Annotated in this window: 13 protein-coding genes, 1 tRNA gene and 1 pseudogene; 6 read left to right on the top strand and 9 right to left on the bottom strand. The window is 63.1% G+C overall.

Translation table 11 applies throughout. The features are described 5' to 3' along the window. Positions 1 to 105 precede the first annotated feature (105 nt). A complete protein-coding gene (locus GGQ67_RS23630; protein WP_183902553.1) occupies positions 106 to 1,530 on the top strand; it encodes a DHA2 family efflux MFS transporter permease subunit in 1,425 nt (474 codons plus the stop codon). 10 nt (positions 1,531 to 1,540) lie between these two features. On the opposite strand, the gene GGQ67_RS23625 is transcribed toward GGQ67_RS23630, so the two are convergent. The 3 genes from GGQ67_RS23625 to GGQ67_RS23615 all read right to left on the bottom strand — a co-directional run bounded on the left by GGQ67_RS23625 (position 1,541) and on the right by GGQ67_RS23615 (position 4,297). After that, positions 1,541 to 1,936, bottom strand: a complete 396-nt coding sequence (locus tag GGQ67_RS23625) for a VOC family protein (RefSeq protein ID WP_183902552.1) — start codon at positions 1,934 to 1,936, stop codon at positions 1,541 to 1,543. 71 nt (positions 1,937 to 2,007) lie between these two features. Continuing rightward, the gene (locus tag GGQ67_RS23620; RefSeq protein ID WP_183902551.1) at positions 2,008 to 2,727 is read right to left on the bottom strand and encodes an RlmE family RNA methyltransferase; all 720 of its coding nucleotides are present in this window, start codon (positions 2,725 to 2,727) and stop codon (positions 2,008 to 2,010) included. 10 nt (positions 2,728 to 2,737) lie between these two features. Continuing rightward, positions 2,738 to 4,297, bottom strand: a complete 1,560-nt coding sequence (locus GGQ67_RS23615) for a Ppx/GppA phosphatase family protein (protein WP_183902550.1) — start codon at positions 4,295 to 4,297, stop codon at positions 2,738 to 2,740. A 259-nt stretch (positions 4,298 to 4,556) separates the two neighbouring features. On the opposite strand from GGQ67_RS23615, the gene GGQ67_RS23610 reads away from it, so the two are divergent. Next, positions 4,557 to 4,630 (top strand) — tRNA-Gln (locus GGQ67_RS23610). Between the two features lie 110 nt (positions 4,631 to 4,740). On the opposite strand, the gene GGQ67_RS23605 is transcribed toward GGQ67_RS23610, so the two are convergent. From GGQ67_RS23605 to GGQ67_RS23585, 5 genes are all read right to left on the bottom strand, one after another. Continuing rightward, positions 4,741 to 5,331, bottom strand: coding sequence for a hypothetical protein (locus GGQ67_RS23605; RefSeq protein ID WP_183902549.1), 591 nt, complete (start codon positions 5,329 to 5,331; stop codon positions 4,741 to 4,743). A 144-nt stretch (positions 5,332 to 5,475) separates the two neighbouring features. After that, positions 5,476 to 6,210, bottom strand: a complete 735-nt coding sequence (locus tag GGQ67_RS23600) for a class I SAM-dependent methyltransferase (protein ID WP_183902548.1) — start codon at positions 6,208 to 6,210, stop codon at positions 5,476 to 5,478. A 134-nt stretch (positions 6,211 to 6,344) separates the two neighbouring features. Further along, on the bottom strand, positions 6,345 to 7,010 hold the full coding sequence (locus GGQ67_RS23595; protein ID WP_183902547.1) for an NTP transferase domain-containing protein: 666 nt from the start codon (positions 7,008 to 7,010) through the stop codon (positions 6,345 to 6,347). Beyond that, on the bottom strand, positions 6,986 to 7,660 hold the full coding sequence (locus GGQ67_RS23590; RefSeq protein ID WP_183902546.1) for an HAD-IB family phosphatase: 675 nt from the start codon (positions 7,658 to 7,660) through the stop codon (positions 6,986 to 6,988). Before GGQ67_RS23590 ends, GGQ67_RS23595 begins: the two co-directional genes overlap by 25 nt. A 2-nt stretch (positions 7,661 to 7,662) precedes the next feature. Next, positions 7,663 to 9,183: a CDP-glycerol glycerophosphotransferase family protein gene (locus GGQ67_RS23585; RefSeq protein WP_183902545.1), complete on the bottom strand. Its 1,521-nt coding sequence runs from the start codon at positions 9,181 to 9,183 to the stop codon at positions 7,663 to 7,665. 236 nt (positions 9,184 to 9,419) lie between these two features. On the opposite strand from GGQ67_RS23585, the pseudogene GGQ67_RS23580 reads away from it, so the two are divergent. The 3 genes and pseudogenes from GGQ67_RS23580 to pepT form a co-directional block, all read left to right on the top strand. After that, positions 9,420 to 11,450: pseudogene (locus GGQ67_RS23580) on the top strand (DUF4118 domain-containing protein); the annotation flags it as partial. Then, the gene (locus tag GGQ67_RS23575) at positions 11,447 to 12,175 is read left to right on the top strand and encodes a response regulator transcription factor (RefSeq protein WP_183902543.1); all 729 of its coding nucleotides are present in this window, start codon (positions 11,447 to 11,449) and stop codon (positions 12,173 to 12,175) included. The pseudogene GGQ67_RS23580 and the gene GGQ67_RS23575, both read left to right, overlap by 4 nt. Positions 12,176 to 12,219: 44 nt before the next feature. Then, positions 12,220 to 13,452, top strand: coding sequence for a peptidase T (gene pepT / locus GGQ67_RS23570; protein WP_183902542.1), 1,233 nt, complete (start codon positions 12,220 to 12,222; stop codon positions 13,450 to 13,452). 246 nt (positions 13,453 to 13,698) lie between these two features. Here the strand turns inward: pepT and GGQ67_RS23565 are convergent, their stop codons facing one another. Beyond that, positions 13,699 to 15,321 (bottom strand): ABC-F family ATP-binding cassette domain-containing protein, encoded by a 1,623-nt coding sequence (locus GGQ67_RS23565; RefSeq protein ID WP_018898513.1) that lies wholly within the window; start codon positions 15,319 to 15,321, stop codon positions 13,699 to 13,701. A gap of 216 nt (positions 15,322 to 15,537) precedes the next feature. Between GGQ67_RS23565 and GGQ67_RS23560 the strand changes: the two genes are divergently transcribed. Next, the gene (locus GGQ67_RS23560; protein ID WP_183902541.1) at positions 15,538 to 17,607 is read left to right on the top strand and encodes an ATP-dependent helicase; all 2,070 of its coding nucleotides are present in this window, start codon (positions 15,538 to 15,540) and stop codon (positions 17,605 to 17,607) included. Positions 17,608 to 17,790: the final 183 nt, after the last annotated feature.

Raw genomic sequence — 17,790 nt, 5'->3', positions numbered from 1 at the left:
ATTCGCATTTGCTAAGATGATTGCGCACTTGGCAGATGCCGGCGCGAGGACTAAAGAGCAATGGCTTTCAAAGCGCCTTCGCAAGACCCCCCAAGGCATTCGCGCATGAACCGCATCGTTCCCCTGATCCTTGCCGTCGCGCTCTTCATGGAGCAGATGGATTCCACCGTCATCTCGACCGCGCTGCCGGCGATCGCCAACGACCTCAATGTCGGGCCGATCACGCTGAAGCTGGCGCTGACCTCCTACATGGTGGCGCTGGCGGTGTTCATTCCGGTCAGCGGCTGGATGGCGGACCGGTTCGGCGCCAAGCGCATCTTTCGCCTCGCCATCTGCGTCTTCGTCGTCGGCTCGATCCTTTGCGCGATTTCGTCCGGCCTGATCGAATTCGTCGCCGCCCGCTTCCTGCAGGGCATGGGCGGGGCGATGATGACGCCGGTCGGCCGCCTGGTGCTCTTGCGCACGACCAAGCGCAGCGACCTCGTCTCGGCCATGGCGCTGCTGACCATTCCGGCGCTGGTCGGGCCGCTGGCCGGGCCGCCGCTCGGCGGCTTCATCACCACCTATTTCACCTGGCACTGGATCTTCCTGATCAACGTGCCCGTCGGCATCATCGGCGTCTGGCTGGCGACGATCTTCCTGCCCGAGGTGGAGGCGACGGCGCCGCCGAAGCTCGACGTCACCGGTTTCGTGCTCACCTCGTTCGCGGCGGCCGGCGTGGTCTTCGGCCTCTCCGTCGTCAGCCTGCCGGCCCTGCCGCCGATCATCGGCATCGCCGCGACCGCGATCGGCGTCGTCTGCGGCGTGCTCTACGTGCGCCATGCCAAGCGACACCCGGCGCCGATCCTCAACCTGCAGCTCTTCAAGAACCCGACCTTCCGGGCGTCGACGACGGGGGGAACGCTGTTTCGCATCTGCATCGGCGCCATGCCGTTCTTGACGCCGCTGATGCTGCAGCTCGGCTTCGGGCTGACGCCGTTCCAATCCGGCCTGATCACATTCGCCGGCGCGATCGGCGCGATCACCACGAAATTCATGGCCAGGCGGGTGTTCGCGGCGGTGGGCTTCCGCACCACGCTGTTGACGGCGGCGGGCGTGACCACGCTGGTCACCGTGATTACCGGCTTCTTCACGCCGACGACGCCGCATCTCGTCATCATTCTCGTGCTTCTGATCGGCGGTTTCTCGCGTTCCTTCTTCTTTACCGGCGTCAACGCGCTTGCCTATGCCGATATCGACGACGCGCAGGCGAGCCAGGCGACCTCGATGAGCTCGGTCATGCAGCAGATCAGCCTGGCGCTCGGCGTGGCCGTGGCCGCGGCGATCCTGGAGACCTCGATCTTCATTCGCGGCGAAGCGCTGCAGGTGGAGGATTTCCACGTCGCCTTCTACGTGATCGCGCTATTGACCGTATTGGCAACGATCCCCTTCATCCGCATGGACAAGCATGCCGGCGCGCTGGTTTCCGGCCATCGCGCCAAGCCGATCGCGGCAAGCGTGCTGGAAGCGGAACAGCAGGCCGTGAAGTGAGGCTGCGCGCTTATTCGGCTGCCGGCTCCGGCGCCTCGCAGACGGCACTCAGCTTGTTGCCGTCGGGATCGCGCACATAGGCCGCATAGAAATTGGCGTGGAAGGGGCGCAGACCCGGTTCGCCCTCGCTGACACCGCCGGCTGATATCGCCGCGCGATAGAAGGCATCGACGTCAGCCCTGGTTTCGGCCGCGAGCGCCACCATGCTGCCATTGCCATTGGAGGCACGGCGGCGGTTGAAGGGGGTGACGATCCAGAGCCGGCAGCGGATATCGCCATCGGCGGCATAGCCGATCTCCTCTTCCGAGTAGCGCTGGCGCCGGTAGCCCAGCACGGGCAGCACGACATCATAGAAGTGCCGGGCCTGATCGATATCGTTGGTTCCGAGGGTGACGTAAAGCAGCATCGATATCCGCGGTCATTCCGGTCTTGGGACAGTCTTCTAACTGTCATACTCCACCCGGAAGGACCTCAAGATCAAGCCTCCGTTTCGTCGGCCTCAGCCTTGCGGCCCTTGAAGCCCTTGGCGAGCAGGAACATCTCGACCGATTCGGCGCGCGACGACGCCGGCTTGACGTGGACGACCTGCTTGAAATTCTGCTTCAGCAGATTGAGCAGGTCTTTTTCCGTGCCGCCCTGGAAGGTCTTGGCCAGGAAGTGACCGCCCTCGCCCAGAACCTCGATGGCGAAATGCGCGGCCACTTCGCACAGATGCATGGTGCGCAGATGGTCGGTTCTGTGGTGGCCCGTGGTCGGCGCCGCCATGTCGGAGATGACTAGATCGGGCGTGCCGCCGACCGCTTCCATCAACTGGTCGGGCGCCGTGGGATCCAGAAAGTCGAGCTGCAGGATCCTGACGCCGGGGAGCTGCGCCATCTCCAGGAAGTCGATGGCCGCGACGCGCACGTCCTCATCCGTCGAGCCGGTGACCTTGGCGGCGATCTGCGACCAGCTGCCGGGTGCGGCCCCGAGATCGATGATGCGGCGCGCGCCCTTGAGAATGCCGTGCTTCTCGTCGATCTCCAAAAGCTTGAAGGCGGCGCGGGCGCGGTAGCCCTCGAGCTGGGCGCGCTGCACATAGGGATCGTTGATATGGCGCTGCAGCCACTGGCGCGAGGACGCCTTCATCTTCTTGTTCTTGACGCGCTGGCCGAGCTTGCGGCCGGTGCGGTTGCCCGCAATGGTTGGCTTGGTCATAGCTGATCCCCTATTTGCCGCGTTGGCCGCGGCGGTGGCGATGGCGCCGCCAGACGCCGTCATCCGCCATCATGTCGGTGAGAAGGCCTTCCCTCAAGCCACGATCGGCAACGCGCATGCGCGGGCTCGGCCAGCGGCGACGAATGGCCTCGAGAATGGCGCAGCCCGCCAGCACCAGATCGGCGCGATCGGGCCCGATGCAGGGATTGGCGGCACGGCTGGCGAAATCCCAGGAGAGGAGCTTGGCCTGCATGGCCGAGACCTCGTCGTCTGACAGCCAGATGCCATCGACCTTGCGCCTGTCGTAGCGCGGCAGATCGAGATGGACGCCGGCAAGCGTGGTGACCGTGCCCGAGGTGCCGATGAGGTGAAAATCGCCGAAATTTCCGTCGATGACGGGGCAATCGAAATGCGAGAGCATGCCCTGCACTTCCAGTACCATGCCTTCGAAGACATCGGGCGTGACATCGCGTCCGCCATGGCGCTCGGACAATGTCACGACGCCGACGGGCAGCGAGGTCCAGTGGGTGATGTGATTGGCAAGCCGGCTGAAGCGGCTGTCGCCGATGTGGATGACGGCGATCTCCGACGAGCCGCCGCCGATATCGAAAAGCACGACGGAGCGTGTCTCGCGGCCGACCAGCGAGGAGCAGCCGGAGACGGCGAGCCGCGCCTCGGTCTCGCGATCGATGATCTCAAGCTCGAGTCCCGTCTCGGCGACGACGCGCTTGAGGAATTCCTCGCCGTTGCTTGCCTGTCGGCAGGCCTCGGTGGCGATAAGCCGCATGCGGCGGATCTCGCGGTTCTTCAGCTTGCCGGCGCAGACGCGCAACGCATCGACGGCGCGGTCCATGGCATCGTCGGACAGACGTCCGCTGGCCGCCAGCCCCTCGCCCAGGCGCACGATGCGCGAGAAGGCATCGACGACGCGGAACTGGCCCGGACGGGTCGGCTGCGCGATCAGGAGGCGGCAATTGTTGGTGCCGAGGTCGAGCGCCGCATAAAGCTCATCCGGCCAGGGATGAGCGGAGGCGGGGCGCTCGCCGCGCTCCTGGTGACGCTGGACGCGATTGTCGTTTTCGCCGCGCGCCTCCTGCGCGGGACCACGGCCGACATTGGGCTGATTTGCAGGCTGCTGCGCCGGCTGATGGCCCGATGGCTTTGCCTGCGCCAGTGGCCGGCCCTGCAGGCCGCGCTTGCCGCGATGCTTGCGTCGGCCGCGCTTGCCCGAAGCCGCGTCACCATCATGCGCACCCGCGCGATTGGCGGATGCTGCCTGTTCACCATGTTGCTGCTGTCTTGGAGCACCCTCGCCCGACGCACCGGAGCCGCGCCGGCGGCGCTTGCGCTTGCGGGCCGATGTCTCGGCCGCAATGTCCGTTGGACGTGCATCCATTGGGCGCGCTGCCTCGCCGGCGATGCCGGAGGGGGCATGCGAAGCGGCCTGGACTGCATTGCGGGATTGCCCGCCACGCTTGCCCTTGCGGCGCCTGGATTTCTTGCCATCCTTGCGCGCTGCCGCCGACGCCCCGTCAGATTGCGGCTTAAAGCCGCCTTCGGGGTCTTCCACGTTGTTTTTCCACCGCGCCGCGCAAGTCCCAAAGGATGAACTCCTTGAGGTATGCTGCTGGCGCTCATTCGATTTTGCGTTGGCGCGAAGATACCAGCGCTCGGCCAAAACGACAAATTCTTTTTCCCAACCCTCAAGAATCCGCCTTTTCCAACACTCCACAACGACGCCCAAATTTTTTTCAAACAGCTATTTGCATTCCGCGATGATTTGGTTATAAGCGCCGCACAGCAGCCAAGCACGCTTCGGCAGCGCCTGCTGGGGAATAGTTCAATGGTAGAACGACGGACTCTGACTCCGTTAATCTTGGTTCGAGTCCAGGTTCCCCAGCCAAATTTTCTTCTCAAAAGACTATACTATTTGCGAGTAACGCTTAGGTATCTGGCCCGACAAAGAGGACAATCTTGCCTTTGGTATCCGTGACGCAGAGCTGATATTCCTAGTTAGTCGTTTACATAATCAATAAATTGAATAGATCGCCCGCCCTGTGTCATCGTCTCAAAGACACTAAGATTGGCTTTACCCATCATTTCAGTCCAGATCTGCTCAAGATCGCCATGGGCCTTTTGCACAAACTCATATGTCATGAATCGCATCCACTCAGGCTGCAAGATGTTGTGACGATCTAATTCAGCTTGAGTCGTAATCTCTTCGTGGGTCGACTCAACCACGATGGGTTTTCCATGGGCAAAGGTATCGCGAAACTCCTTCACCTCCATAATTGTCGAGTAGGGCCGCGAACCGAAGTCAGCGCTGATGCCCAACGCCTTGGCAACCGCTTTGACTTTGGCTTTAACGGGTTGCCACTCGTTCCATCCATCAATCAACTTGTAGCCGAGGAAGTTCATCCGCGCTTCGTTGGTGAAGGACAACGTTATGATGCAACCCATCATGTCCAGTCCAATCGTATGTCGATCGTCAGCCTTTTGCTTTTGATCGACGCGCTCTTTGAAGTGAAAGGCGGCGTTTGCGAGATCATTATGAATGAAGATCTGCCGCTTCTGTTGAATCTTTACACGTATCTTCTTATCCATGCACGCCTCCAGTGAGTGGCTAGGAATCGAGATTACCAGCTAGTAGTGAACTATCCGCCGTCTACGCACACTTCGCGTTGACGTTAGGTTCGCGATTCTGCCTTGGCCATTCTCCCGACTGCCACTACTCAGACAGTGCTGCGCTCACCCCCGCCGCAGCGTAAAATACCGCTGCGCCGTCTCCGCCCTGTTGCGCAACGCCGGCGGGAACGCGTAGTCGCCGCAGACCTCGAACACGAAGCCCGCCTTGACGAGCGTCTCGGTCATCACCTCCGTCAGCTCCGCAGTGGTGCGGTAGATGGCGTTGTAGACTTCGTCGAGTTCCTCGGAGAAATGCTCCTTCAGCGTCAGGCGGACGTCGAGTTCGGAGAGGGATTCGCGGAGGTAGATCGTGGCGTTCGGGGCCGCGAGCTTGGCGATCATCTTGAAGGTGTCGTGGACGGCTTCGTCGTTGAGGTAGATGAAGAGACCGGTGATCAGGAAGAAGTCGAAGGGCGGTTGCAGCTTGAAGTCTTCGATTGCGATCCGGGGGACTTCGACGACCTGGAACTGGACGTTCTCGTCGTCGCCGATCTCGGCCTTGGCGCGGGCGATCAGTTCCTCCGAGAAATCGAAGCCGAGATACTGGTTGCCGTTGTTGTTGTAGAAGGTGGCGAGGCGGCCGGCGCCGCAGCCGAGTTCGAGGATCTTCGACGGGCGCTCAAGGCGCGGCAGGAGATGGGTCTTCTCGTGGATGTCGCGGTCGACGGCGATCGTAGAGCCCTCGGATTGCAGCATCACGGCGTTGACGGCATTGCCTTCCTTCCTGGCGCGACCATTGAAGAAATCGCGGACCTTGAGGACGTCGATGCTTTCCTGATCCTTGTATATGCGGCTCATGCTCGGTTCCGTTTCGTGACTGTTTGCCTGAAGGGTGTCGCGATCCGCAAGGATCGGCTCGTCGCGCTTCACGCCCTTGTTTCTTATCGCATGTCGGCGTCGCAACACCGCTGCTCACTCGCGCGCGACATGCTTCAGCCGGCCAGCGCCTGCAGATTGAAGTAGTGGAGATTGTCCCGCGCCAGCGCCAGATCCTGCTCGCTGTCGATCTCGTAGGCGATCACTTCATGGGTGCGGATCGGCAGGAACTGCCTCAGATGCTCATAGACCGCCGTATTGCCGATATCGGCGAAATAATCGACCGGCAGCCAGGCGATGTTGGCCCATTCATATTCGGTCGGGTCGTCGCGGCGGAAGCTTACGGCATGGCCATCCTCGCGCGTCAAGAACACGGCGTCGCGGGTCTTGGTCCTGGTGATGCCGAGCTGCGCCACGCCGGGTTCGCACGATGCAAGGAAGGCTGCGAAGCTTTCCGGCTCGATCAGCATGTCGCCATCCATGAACAAGCAATCGCCCTTGATGTAGCGGCCGCCGAGCTCATAGCTGTGCAGCGTGGTGGTGCTGCGGAAGCCGGGGTTGCGCACGACCAGCACATCCGGGCGGATGGCGCGGATCGCTGATATAACGGCCTTTTCCTCGAAGCCGACGATGACGCGGACATCCTCGACATCCTTCAGCAGCGACAGCAGATGCTTGATGATCTTGACGCCTTCGATCTCGACCAGGCATTTCGGCTTGCCATGGCCCAGCCGCGAGCCGAGGCCGGCCGCCGCGATTACAGCGTGTTTAACAAACGGCATAGCGACTTCCCATCGAGAGCGACATAGTTGGAAACGGAGACCAGCGCGTCGGGCGCGCCATGCAGGCCGGTGAAGGCGATGCCGATATCGGCGACGTCGAAGAGCGGCACGTCGTTGAAGCCGTCGCCGATGGCGACGAGGCGGTCGAACTCCTCCTTGAGTTCCAGGCCGGCGACGTTCTTGCGCATGACGGTGTCGAGGCCGGTGATCCAGCCGTCCTTGTCGGTCGTGGCGGTGGATGTGTAGAAGCGGCAGCCGAGGCGCTCGACCAGCGGCGCGATCCAGAGATCGAGATTGCCCGTGACGACGAAGCAGCGATCGCGGTTTTGGCGGATGAACTGCTCGATATCGGGATCGAACTCGACCTCGGAGACGATCGACTGGATGCGGTCGAGACCGGCGCTGCGCAGGATGGCGAAGCGCAGGCGGAAGGAATCCTCGAAGGGGATCAACCCGGACATAGTGAGCTCGGTCAAAAGCCGCATTTCGGCCTCGAGGCCCAACTCCGAGGCAATCATCGGCAGGAGCTCGGCGCGGGTGATCGTGCCATCGAGATCGAAGGCGAAGCCGGTGCCCCGCTTGTGGCCGGGAAGTGCGGCCGTGTCGGTCGCGGCGGATGGTGTCAACGCATGTTGTTGCGCGCGGTACATGCTCAGGACCTCGACGTCTGGATATCGGCTGCGATGGAATCGAGAATGATGCTGGAGGCCGGCTCGGCGTGCGGGAGCAGCACCTTCAAAAGCTCCTCGCGCTCCTTCACCAGCTGCCAGGCCTTGCCGTCCTTGTAGTCAAGCGCCACCTGGCGCAGCTGATTGAAGGTCTCGACGCGGTGGGCGGCGCGTTCGGCCAGCCGGCCCAGCGCGTTGAAGGCGGCGTGGACGCCGGAATCGATGAAGATCAGCGGTTTCTCGAAGAGATGATATTCGGTCAGGAAGGAGACGCCGTCGGTGATCATCAGATCGGACGCCTCGAACAGCTCGCCATAGGTGCCTTCGCGAATGGCGCAGTTGGGCAGCGCCGACCAGGCATCGAGATAGCGCTGATAGGAATTGTCGCGGAAAAGGCCGCTCTGCTCGGCGCCGAAGGCCAGCGCGGGATGCGGCTTCAGCACGAAATGGATCTCCTTGGCCGACTTGGCCCAATCCAGCATCTGCTTGTATATCTTATGGAAAACGCCGAAGCCCTCGCCATGGACGGCCAGCGAGTGATGCGGCGCCCAGATGACGCGGAAGGCGCGGCCGTTCGGCTCGGCGATCGGCCACTCACCCTTGCCTTTCGCTTCCATCAGCTTGTTGTGCTTGGGGTAGCCCGACAGCACGAACTTATCGGGATCGGAATGGGCGAAGGAGCGGTAATAGGACTGCGTCATCTCCGTCTCGCAGAAGATCTTCCAGGCGAGGCGGTGATACTGCTGGTCGTAATTGTCCGCGTAGGCCTCGTCGTCCTCACCCTTCGCATCCGGATTGGCGAGCACGCCCATGCCATAGGGCACGACGCAGATGCGGGCGAAGGTGATCTCCATCGTTCGCAGACCATGCGGCACGGGAGAGTCCCACTGCTGCTGGCGAAACACCACGTCGGGCATCAGGTTGCGCAGGATGTCGAGCGCATCGAAGGAATGCATGTCGAGGCGGATGTGCGGGACGCCGAGCGCGTTCAGCCCGGCATGCACTTCGTCCTCGCCGCTGAATTCGCCCCGTCCGAGCTGGCTGTTGTCGATCGACACGACCATCGGGTGGTAGCGATCATCCTGGGTCATCGCCCAATAGACGTCGGCCAGCGCATCCCACATCGGGATCGACTGAACGATGAACACGCATCGGATCTTCGGCGTCGCGGGGCCAAGTCGGCGCAGCGTCAGCTGGCTCACCTGCTTCAGGACATGCAGGTTCACGCCCATGCCGCCAAGCCTGGAATCGAACTTGGTCAGGACTTCCTTGGTGAGCGGCACCTTGTCGTGGTTGTTGACCTCGATCGCCGTCCTGACGATCTCGCTCATCTGCTGCGGCAGGGCCGTGAGCTGGGAATGGAATGTCTGCAGCAGCTTGGCGATTTCGAACTGGACCGAGCCCTGGGTATCGATGCGCTGCGTCAATTCTTCGACTTGCGCCTTCAACGATGCCAATTCAGCAAGGGTCTCGGCCGAAGAATTGCTTGGCTCGGTCGTGGGCATTCAGATCGCCTTCGTACATTCAAGAACGGCATTCAGCCGAACGCGCAACTGTGTCTTTATCCGCGAACTCTATGGCTGGAAGCTTTCGCCAAACTGGCCAGCAAGACCCGCGCGATCCCGGCTGACGAACGGCCGATGCCGCGGCGTTGAATGACAGGCCCGATGCTTCTATGAGTGAGAAAACGCGGGCATTCGAGCCGGACCCATTGCCGCGATTGTCGACGGGAAAACAGCGAGCCGAAGTGGACGACCATGTGCTGAACGATCAGGATGCGCCCGCGACCGCCGAACCTGGGTCAGGCGGCCGCGTGCTGGTATCGGTCGATCACCATCCGGCCTCGGCGTCGCTGCTGCGTGATGGCGCCGAGGTGGCGGCGCGGCTGAAAGCGCCCTGGGTCGCCGTCTATGTCGAGACCAACCGCTCGATCAACCTCGGCGAGGCCGAACGCGATACGCTCGCCGCCAATCTTCGGCTGGCGGAACAGCTCGGCGGCGAGGCAATCACCATTGCCGGACGCGAGACGGCGCAGGAGCTGATCCGTTATGCGGTCTCGAACGCCATAACCCACATCGTCATCGGCGCGCCGAAGCAGCGGGCGTGGTTCTCGCCGTCGGTGGCCGATCGTCTGGTGCGCAAGGCGGCGGGTGATATCAGCGTTCACGTCATTGCGGGCGACGAGCGCAAGGAAAGCGCGCGTCGCGGCGTCAAGGCGGCCGTGGCGCGGCCGGCCTTCGATCTCAAGGCGTATATGCTGGCGATCGTCTATGTGCTGATCGCGCTTCTGGCCGGCATCGTGCTCGACCAGGTGCTCGACGTGCGCAATCTGGCGCTGGTGTTCCTGATGGCGGTGCTGACCTCGGCGGTGCTGCACGGGCTGCGGCCGGCGCTGTTTTCCTGCCTGCTTGGGGCGCTTGCCTTCAACTTCTTCTTCCTGCCGCCGCGCCACACGATGACGATCAACGATCCGGAAAGCGTGCTGGCGTTCTTCTTCTTTCTCGGCGTCGCGATCATCGCCAGCAACCTGACGGCGACGGTGCAGCGGCAGGCGACGGCGGCGCGGCAGCGGGCGCGCGACACCGAGGATCTCTATCTCTTTTCGAGGAAGCTTGCCGCCACCGGCACGCTCGGCGACGTGCTCTCGGCTACGGTCTCTCAGTTGGCCTCGATGCTCGGTGTAAGGGTCGTGGTGTTTTTGCCGGAGAACGGCACCATCGCGGCAAAGGTCGATTACCCGCCCGACGACAGGCTCGACGAGGCCGATATCGCCGCTGCTCGCTGGGCCCTGGAGAACAACCAAGCCGCCGGGCGCGGCGCCGATACGATGCCGGGCGCCAGGCGGCTTTATGTGCCGCTGCGCACCGGGCGCGTCACCGTCGGCGTGATCGGGCTCGACAGCGACAGCCGCGACGGGCCGCTCCTGACGCCGGGAGAACAACGATTGCTTGATGCGCTGGCGGACCAGGCGGCGCTGGCGATCGAGCGCATCCAGCTGGTCGATGATATCGACCGGGCGAAGCTCGCCGCCGAGGCCGACCGGCTGCGCTCGGCGCTGCTGACCTCGATCTCGCACGATCTGAAGACGCCGCTTGCCGCCGTGCTCGGTGCGTCCACCACGCTGCGCGACTATTTCGCCTCGATGAGCGAGGAGGATCGCGCGGATCTGCTTTCCACCGTGGTCGACGAATCCGAACGGCTGAACCGCTTCATCGCCAACCTGCTCGACATGACCCGGATCGAATCCGGGGCGATGGAACCGAATTCGGCGCTGCACGATGTCGGCGACATCGTCGGAAGCGCGCTGCGCCGCGCGGCGAAGATCCTTTCGCATCACCGCGCGCAGGTGAACATTCCGGCGGACCTGCCGACTGTCAGCGTCGATCCCGTTCTCTTCGAGCAGGTGTTGTTCAACCTCCTCGACAATGCCGCCAAATATGCGCCCGAGGGCTCCACCGTCGAGATCAAGGGCTGGGCCGGGACTGGGATCGGCACCGGCGACGTCATGGTTCAGGTCTCGGACAGCGGGCCGGGCATTCCCAGCGATGATCTCGACCGCGTATTCGACAGTTTCTACCGGGTGCGTAAGGGCGACCAGGTGCGGGCCGGCACCGGACTTGGTCTTTCCATCTGCCGCGGCTTCGTGGAGGCGATGGGCGGCACCATCTCTGCCGCAAACCGGCCCGACCGGTCAGGCGCCGTCTTCACCATCAGCCTGCCCCGCCCGCAAGAGATTGCGAATGACATCACGAAGCTGGAAGACATGACATGAGCGGTTCGCCGGTGAAAATCCTCGTCGTCGATGACGAGCCCCCTATCCGCAAGCTGCTCCGCGTTGGCCTGACGGCGCAGGGGTACGAGGTGCACGAGGCGCCGGACGCGGCGACAGCGCGCGCCCGTGTCGGCGATGTCAGCCCCGATCTCATCGTCCTCGATCTCGGCCTTCCCGACACGCCGGGCCACGCACTGCTCGGCGAATGGCGCGAACAGGGGCTGGCGACACCCGTCGTCATCCTCTCCAGCCGCACGGATGAAGGCGGGATCGTCAAGGCGCTGGAGACGGGGGCGGACGACTACGTGGCCAAGCCCTTCGGCATGAACGAGCTCGGCGCCCGCATCCGCGTGGCGCTGCGCCACCGGCTGCAGCAGCAGGGCGAAAAGGCGGTGTTTCGCACCGGCGGGCTGTCGATCGACCTCGTCAAGCGTATCGTCAAGTTGGACGAGCGCGAGATCAAGCTGTCGCCGAAGGAATACGACATCCTGCGGGTGCTGGCGCAATATTCCGGCAAGGTGCTGACGCACCAGTTCATGCTGAAGCAGATCTGGGGACCGGCCGCGGATGTGCAGTATCTGCGCGTCTATGTGCGCCAGCTGAGGCAGAAGATCGAGGCGACACCCGACCAACCGCACTACATCACCACCGAAACCGGCGTCGGCTACCGGCTGCGCGAGGCCGACCTGCCTGACAGCGAAAGTGCTTCACCAGAGGGCCGATGAGGGATAGAGCAGTGATCGGTTGAAAAAGACGAATGGACCGCATCATGACCGATACCGTTACCGACCGCTTCCTGCGCTATGTCGTCATCGACACGCAATCCGACCCGCAATCGTTGAGCCAGCCCTCGACCGAGAAGCAGAGGAATCTCGGGCGCGTGCTGGTCGAGGAGCTGCTGGCGATCGGGCTTTCGGACGCGCATCTGGACGAGTACGGCTATATCTACGCGACCATTCCCGGGAATACCGACAAGCAGGTGCCCGTCATCTGCTTCTGCTCGCATATGGACACGGCGCCCGATTTCAGCGGCACCAACGTCAAGCCACGGATCCTGCGCAACTACGAAGGCGGCGATATCAGGCTGACCGGCGATCCGCAGCAGGTGATCCGGGTGAGCGAGCATCCGGAACTGAAGAACCAGATCGGCAACGACATCATCACCACCGACGGGACGACGCTGCTCGGCGCCGACGACAAGGCGGGGATCGCCGAGATCATGACGGCGGCTGCGTTCCTCGTTTCCAACCCCGATATCAAGCACGGCACGATCAAGATCCTGTTCACGCCGGACGAGGAAATCGGCCGCGGCGTCGACAAGGTGGATCTGAGGAAGCTCGGCGCCGATTTCGCCTATACGATGGACGGTTCGACGGCGGGGCATATCGAGGACGAGACGTTTTCGGCCGACGGCGTCGAGATCACCATCCAGGGCGTCGCCATCCATCCGGGCTTCGCCAAGGGCAAGATGGAAAACGCCATCAGGATCGCCGGCGCGATCATCGACCGGCTGCCAAGGGATATCGGCCCCGAGACGACTTCAGGCCGGCAGGGCTTCATCCATCCGACCGGCGTGACCGGCTCGATGGAAAAGGCCGAGATCGGGCTGATCATCCGCGATTTCGACAATGCGGGGCTGACGGCCAAGGAAGAGATGCTGGAAGCGATCGTAAAGGACGTGATGGCGGGCTATCCGGGCTCGACCTACACATTCGAGGTCAAGCAGCAGTATCGCAACATGAAGGAAGTGGTCGACCGCCACCCTGATATCGTCGAGAACGCCATCGAGGGCATCCGCCGTGCCGGGATGGAGCCGAAGCGCGGCAGCATTCGTGGCGGCACCGACGGCTCGCGCCTCTCCTTCATGGGCCTGCCCTGCCCCAACATCTTCGCGGGCGGCCACGCGTTTCATTCACCGCTGGAATGGGTGAGCCGGCAGGACATGGAGCGGGCGGCCAAGACGATCGTGGAGATTGCCAGGGTTTGGGAGGAGCGGGCGTAAGCGCCCGCGACGGAGGCCTCACGCTTCCGTTCGGTTTCTGGTGGCGATGGGGCGGCCCCGCTATCCGCCCTCATTCCTGTGCCCAGACTTCGTCCGGGCGATGTCACAGGAAACCAGCCACGGCGCGTCTGCGCCGTGAAAAGAGTCTAACGGCCCAGGACTTGGGCCGGCTGGATCCCGGCACAAGGCCGGGATGAGGGAGAGTGAGGAGGACGCCGCGCGCCAATCTCCGCCCCACCCCTTCCATTATCCCCGCAGACCCGGCGCTTCCTGGCCGGTGCGTTCGACGTACTCCGTGTAGCCGCCGCCATACTGATGGATGCCATCGGGCGTCAGTTCCAGCACGCGGTTCGACAGCGCCGCCAGGAAGTGGCGGTCGTGGCTAACGAAAAGCATGGTGCCTTCGTATTGCGACAGCGCCTTGATCAGCATTTCCTTGGTGTCGAGATCCAGGTGGTTGGTTGGCTCGTCGAGGACGAGCAGGTTGGGCGGGTCAAACAGCATCTTGGCCATGACGAGACGCGCCTTTTCACCACCCGACAGAACCCGGCACTTCTTTTCGACGTCGTCGCCGGAAAAGCCGAAGCAGCCGGCAAGCGCCCGCAGCGGCGCCTGGCCCGCCAGCGGGAAACTATCTTCCAGCCATTCCAAAACCGTGCGTTCACCATCGAGCAGGTCCATGGCGTGCTGGGCGAAATAGCCGAGCTTGACGCTGGCGCCGAGCGCAACCGTGCCCTGATCCGGCTCGGTCGAGCCGGTGACCAGCTTCAGCAGCGTCGACTTGCCGGCACCGTTGATGCCCATGATGCACCAGCGTTCCTTGCGGCGGACCATGAAGTCGAGACCTTCATAGATCGTGCGGCTGCCATACTTCTTGTGGACGTTCTTCAGGTTGATCACGTCTTCGCCGGAGCGCGGCGCGGGCAGGAATTCGAAGGCGACCGACTGGCGGCGCTTGGGCGGCTCGACGCGGTCGATCTTTTCCAGCTTTTTGACGCGGCTCTGCACCTGCGAAGCGTGTGAGGCGCGGGCCTTGAAGCGCTCGATGAACTTGATTTCCTTGGCAAGCATGGCCTGCTGGCGCTCGAACTGCGCCTGCTGCTGCTTCTCGTTCTGGGCGCGCTGCTGCTCGTAGAAGGCATAGTCGCCGGAATAGGAGGTCAGCTGGCCGCCATCGATCTCGATGATCTTGCCGACGATGCGGTTCATGAACTCGCGGTCGTGCGAGGTCATCAGCAACGCGCCGTCATAGTTCTTCAGGAACTCTTCCAGCCAGATCAGGCTTTCGAGATCCAGATGGTTGCTCGGCTCGTCGAGCAGCATGACGTCGGGGCGCATCAAGAGGATGCGGGCGAGCGCCACGCGCATCTTCCAGCCGCCGGAGAGGCCGCCGACATCGCCGTCCATCATTTCCTGGGTGAAGCTCAGGCCATCGAGCACTTCGCGGGCGCGGCCCTCAAGCGCGTAGCCATCCAGCTCCTCGTAGCGCGCCTGCACCTCGCCGTAGCGCTCGATGATGCGGTCCATCTCGTCGAGCTTGTCGGGATCGACCATCTCGGCTTCGAGTTCGCGCAGCTCGGCGGCGACGACGCTGACGGGGCCTGCCCCCTCCATGACCTCGGCCACGGCGCTGCGGCCGGACATTTCGCCGACATCCTGGTTGAAGTAGCCGATCGTGACGCCCTTTTCACCGGCGACGTTGCCCTCATCGGGCTGCTCCTCGCCGGTGATCATGCGGAAGAGCGTCGTCTTGCCGGCGCCGTTCGGGCCGACGAGGCCGATCTTCTCGCCCTTGTTGAGCGCCGCCGAAGCCTCGATGAAGAGGATGCGGTGGCTGTTCTGCTTGCTGATATTTTCGATGCGGATCATGGGAAGCGTGGTCCAAAACAGGTTTTGGCGCCCTTATGCCACGCAAGACCGGATATGTCGCCCGTTTTCCGCAGTGCACCAAATGTTCGCTTCGGGCCGTTTCCCTGTGGTGTCAGCCGCGCGGGACTTCCAAACATCAGGGAGCACTGATACGTTCCATATTTGTTCCCGAGTCGCGTTTCCATCGCGGCGCGTATGCTAGAGGCTTAAGAATAGATGCAGGCGGCGGCCTATCTCGAGAAACTGAACGAGCGGCAGCGCCTTGCCGTGGAGCATGGGGTCGGTCAGGGACCGGATACGACGGGCGGTCCGCTGCTGATCATCGCCGGCGCCGGATCGGGCAAGACCAACACGCTGGCTCACCGGGTGGCGCATCTGATCGTCAACGGCGCCGATCCGCGCCGCATCCTCTTGATGACATTCTCGCGCAGGGCGGCATCCGAGATGGCGCGGCGCGTCGAGCGCATCTGCCGGCAGGTGCTCGGCGCCAATTCCGCCGTCATGACCGACGCGCTGACCTGGGCCGGCACCTTCCACGGGATCGGCGCGCGGCTGCTCCGGATCTATGCCGAACAGATCGGCCTCAATGTCGATTTCACCATTCACGACCGGGAAGACAGCGCCGACCTGATGAACCTCATCCGGCACGAGCTCGGCTTCTCCAAGACCGAAAGCCGCTTTCCGACCAAGGGGACGTGCCTGGCGATCTATTCGCGCACCGTCAATTCCGAGACACCGCTCACGGAGGTGTTGAAAACCTGGTATCCGTGGGTGGCGACATGGGAAGAGCAGTTGCGCGAGCTGTTTGCCTGTTATGTCGAGGCCAAGCAGGCGCAGAACGTGCTCGATTACGACGACCTCCTGCTCTACTGGGCGCAGATGGTGAGCGATCCGGAACTGGCCGCCGATATCGGCGGGCGCTTCGACCATGTGATGGTCGATGAGTACCAGGATACCAACCGGCTGCAATCCTCCGTGCTGATGGCGCTGAAGCCCGGCGGGCGCGGCTTAACCGTCGTCGGCGACGACGCGCAGTCCATTTACTCCTTCCGGGCGGCGACGATCCGCAACATTCTCGACTTCCCGAAAACCTTCGAGCCACCGGCCGATATCATCACGCTCGACCGCAACTATCGTTCGACGACGACGATCCTTGCCGCCGCCAACGGTGTCATCGAGCTGGCGCGCGAGCGCTTCACCAAGAACCTCTGGACCGACCGGCAATCCGAGGAACGGCCGAAGTTGCTGACCGTCAAGGACGAGAGCGACCAGGCCAACTACATCGTCGAGCAGGTGCTCGCCAATCGCGAAGTGGGGATGACGCTGAAGCAGCAGGCGGTGCTGTTTCGCACCTCCTCGCACAGCGGCCCGCTCGAAGTGGAGCTGACGCGGCGCAACATCCCCTTCGTCAAGTTCGGCGGACTGAAGTTCCTGGATTCGGCGCATGTGAAGGACATGCTGGCGATCCTGCGCTTCGCGCAGAACCCGCGCGACCGGGTCTCCGGCTTCCGCCTGTTGACGATGCTGCCGGGGATCGGGCCGCAGACGGCGGGCAAGATCCTCGACACGATCGCCGCCGACCCCGAGCCGCTGATGGCGCTCGCCGAAATTCCGCCGCCAGCGAAGAGCGGCGAAAGCTGGCCGGCGCTGGTGCAGCTGCTGGAGGGATTGCGCAAGGCGAACGGGCCATGGCCGGCCGAGATCGCGCAGGCGCGCGAATGGTACGAACCGCATCTCGACCGCATCCACGAGGACGCCGACACCCGCAAGGCCGATCTTCTGCAGCTCGAGCAGATTGCCTCCGGCTATGCCAACCGCGAGCGCTTCCTCACCGAGCTGACGCTGGACCCGCCCGACGCCACCAGCGACCAGGCAGGCGTGCCGCTGCTCGACGAGGATTATCTCATCCTCTCCACCATCCATTCCGCCAAGGGGCAGGAATGGCGGGCGGTGTTCATGCTCAACGTGGTCGACGGCTGCATCCCCTCCGACCTCGCCGTCGGCACGACGCAGGAGATCGAGGAGGAACGCCGGCTGCTCTATGTCGGCATGACGCGCGCCAAGGACAGCCTGACGCTGATCACCCCGCAACGCTTCTTCACCAGCGGCCAGCACGGCCAGGGCGACCGGCATGTCTATGCATCGCGCACACGGTTCATTCCGGTGACGCTGCTACAGTATTTCGAGACGGCCGCATGGCCGGTGGTGGCTGCGACGCCTTCGGAGCGGAGCACGCAGCAGATAAGGGTGGATGTCGCGGCGCGGATGCGGACGATGTGGCGGTAGGGTGTGGTGGGGTTGGTGAGGGTGGATAGCTGGCGTTGTGCCTGAAAGCCCCCTCATCCCCGGTGCAACAAGTTGCACCTGACCTGCCGCCACCTTCTTGGATGATCAAAATATGAGATAGTTGTTTCTGCCGGGCGGGTGGCCACCCGCCCGGCAGCTGGTTGTCGGATCGTCACCTTCTCA

It is taken from the genome of Rhizobium metallidurans, from assembly GCF_014196505.1.
Lineage (GTDB): Bacteria > Pseudomonadota > Alphaproteobacteria > Rhizobiales > Rhizobiaceae > Rhizobium > Rhizobium metallidurans.
Note: the sequence above shows the minus strand (reverse complement) of the source record. Positions and strands in the feature narration are given on the sequence as shown.